The sequence below is a fragment of the Moorena sp. SIO3I6 genome (assembly GCF_010672095.1).
The window spans coordinates 1-2,310 of record NZ_JAAHHU010000746.1; the positions used below are offsets into that span (position 1 = coordinate 1).

General features: G+C 41.6%; 3 protein-coding genes. 2 read left to right on the forward strand and 1 reads right to left on the reverse strand.

Features of this window, described 5'->3' with window-relative positions; all coding sequences use genetic code 11:
• Window positions 1–373: 373 nt before the first annotated feature.
• Window positions 374–589 carry a hypothetical protein gene (locus tag F6K49_RS42170; RefSeq protein ID WP_293040234.1) on the forward strand — a complete coding sequence of 72 codons (216 nt, stop codon included), beginning with the start codon at window positions 374–376 and terminating at the stop codon, window positions 587–589.
• 171 nt (window positions 590–760) lie between these two features.
• Here F6K49_RS42170 and F6K49_RS42175 read toward each other — a convergent pair whose 3' ends face one another.
• Window positions 761–925: a hypothetical protein gene (locus F6K49_RS42175; RefSeq protein WP_293040231.1), complete on the reverse strand. Its 165-nt coding sequence runs from the start codon at window positions 923–925 to the stop codon at window positions 761–763.
• A gap of 128 nt (window positions 926–1,053) precedes the next feature.
• Between F6K49_RS42175 and F6K49_RS42180 the strand changes: the two genes are divergently transcribed.
• Complete coding sequence (locus tag F6K49_RS42180; protein ID WP_293107301.1) at window positions 1,054–2,187, forward strand: tetratricopeptide repeat protein; 1,134 nt, start codon at window positions 1,054–1,056, stop codon at window positions 2,185–2,187.
• Window positions 2,188–2,310 lie beyond the last annotated feature (123 nt).

A 2,310-nucleotide genomic window follows, 5' to 3' on the forward strand; every position in this document is an offset into this window, starting at 1 on the left:
AAAAGGCTTGAAAGCCTTGTCGGGTATGCCTTCTGCCTTCATGCAGCCAGCCCTATTTATTTCCTATTCATAATTCCTAAAATTTGTCAAGTTTTTTGTAAAGAAATATGTTTATAAAGCATAGCTTATCAAGGGGGACTTTGACCTCATAAATCCTAGAAACGCTACAACCCAAAAGCTGATGATAACAACACCAGAAAATTATCAGCTTTGTTTTAATACTATTACCTCTTACTTTTTGCCATACTCTCCACACTTTCCACATTCTACTATTGGCCATATTTCGTAATAAAAAAAAAATCCCAAACCCCTTGACATTTTAATTAATTTATTTATATATTAATAATATAACCACTTAAGAGGAAAGATTCTGATGACTGAAAACATTCCCCCCACCCCAGACAACCAAGGTCGCAAACCTAAGAAATCCAAGCTCTTGTTGATCGGAACTCCTAAACAGGTTCGCGATACAATTAATGCCCTGTATTCCCTTAAGTATGCATACCCCTATGAGTGGAGCACTCCCGAGCCCACCGAAAAGCCTGGTGAGGTGATGACCACTTTGGTGCGATATTTTTACTTAGACTAGGATAGGAATTTGCCAGGGCTTTGACGCCCTGGCCACCATCAAGATTGAAAGTTGTTTTCTGAAGCGGGATGAAGTAGTATGGAATAGCATAAATCGGAGGTTAGAATGTGGTTGCTTTCGAGCAATTGCTGACTAACTCTGGTGGAATGTTTTTAGTCATCAGAATTTATTTCATTGAGTTGACCTATTGTGTACTCGTTTTTGTGTACACAATAGAATTCGGTCAAGACTTGGGGTTAACCAGAACTTGACCGAATTTTTTTTATTGTTATTTATCGCAAAGGGAGTAGGGAGTAGGGAGTAGCGATGCAGCGCGGTCTTGGGGGTTTCCCCCACTCGCTATTGCATCAAGACGGGAGTAGGGAAGAAAATTTAGATTTTTGTAGAAAGCGCTATAGTTATAGAAATTATTAATTCGGTGAACTACTGACTAGGAGCAGAGAGTAGGGAGTAGGGAGTAGGAAATGGACGAACAAAGATTACAAGCATACGTCAACCTGATCAACCAACTGCTAACTTGTTCCAGCGGTGAAGAAGTCCAAATTATTGAGAGCAACCGCGAGTTAGTGGATGCAGAGTTATTGCAGGTAATGGCACAAGTAGCAGAACAACTAGCAGCAAATGGTAAGCAAGATAGCGCTGACTTTTTACTCAGTCTCAGGAGTCAGCTTTTAAAAATCCTGGGAATCTCAGAAAATCCTACCTCAGCTAATGCTTTATCCGAAGACTATTTGCAATTCTTAGAGGAAGTATTGGAAGCAACTCACAACAGCAATGGCGACCCCAAAGTCGTCTACCCACTCTTGGAAGCCAACCTAGACAAACTTGATGATAACTTTATCGATATCTTGCAAAGGTGGACAACTGCTAAATTCTCAGAAGTGGAACCAAAAACAGCACAAGACATTGCTAATAATATCTGGTATTTCAGCGACCTCATCCAGCAGTTTCCCCTGGGGAATAAAGCTAATAATATAGAAATCGCCATTGCTGGTTACGAACAGGTACTAAACGTCTTTACTCGTGAGAGTAACCGGGAAAGTTGGGCAGGGACTCAAAACAACCTGGGCAATGCCTACATTAACAGAATCCGTGACAACAGGGCATTGAATCTCGAAAAAGCGATTAAAGCATACGAAGTAGCATTGGAAGTTCGCACCGAAGAAGACTGCCCCATCCACTGGGCAATGACTCAAAACAACCTGGGTATAGCCTACTGTCAAAGAATTCACCACGACAGGTCTGAGAATGTCGAAAAAGCTATTAAAGCATTCCGAAGAGCTTTGTCAGTTTACACCAAAGAAAACTTCCCCATCCACTGGGCAATGACTCAAAACAACCGGGGTACTGCCTACCTTTACATAATCCATGGCGACAGGGCTGACAATCTAGAAAAAGCGATTAAAGCATTTCAACTAGCATTGAAAGTTCGTACCCAAAAAGACTTCCCCATCCACTGGGCAACGACTCAAAACAACCTGGGCATTGCCTACCGTGACCGAATCCGTGGCCACAGGGCATTGAATCTCGAAAGAGCTATTAAAGCATTCCGACTAGCATTAAAAGTTCGCACCAAATCAGACTTCCCCCAAGATTGATACGGCTGGCGAAATTAATATTTGTTTACAAAAGGATGAGCAGATGTGGAAAAGATCCTTTGTTCGTAGTTGGTTTGGGAGTTACAGTTGAAACAATTGTATCAGTTATCAAACTGAGGAGTT

Bases quoted from the DNA above. Each gene is read 5' to 3' on its own strand.
- F6K49_RS42170 (WP_293040234.1), top strand. From the start codon at position 374: ATGACTGAAAACATTCCCCCCACCCCAGACAACCAAGGTCGCAAACCT.
- F6K49_RS42180 (WP_293107301.1), top strand. From the start codon at position 1,054: ATGGACGAACAAAGATTACAAGCATACGTCAACCTGATCAACCAACTG.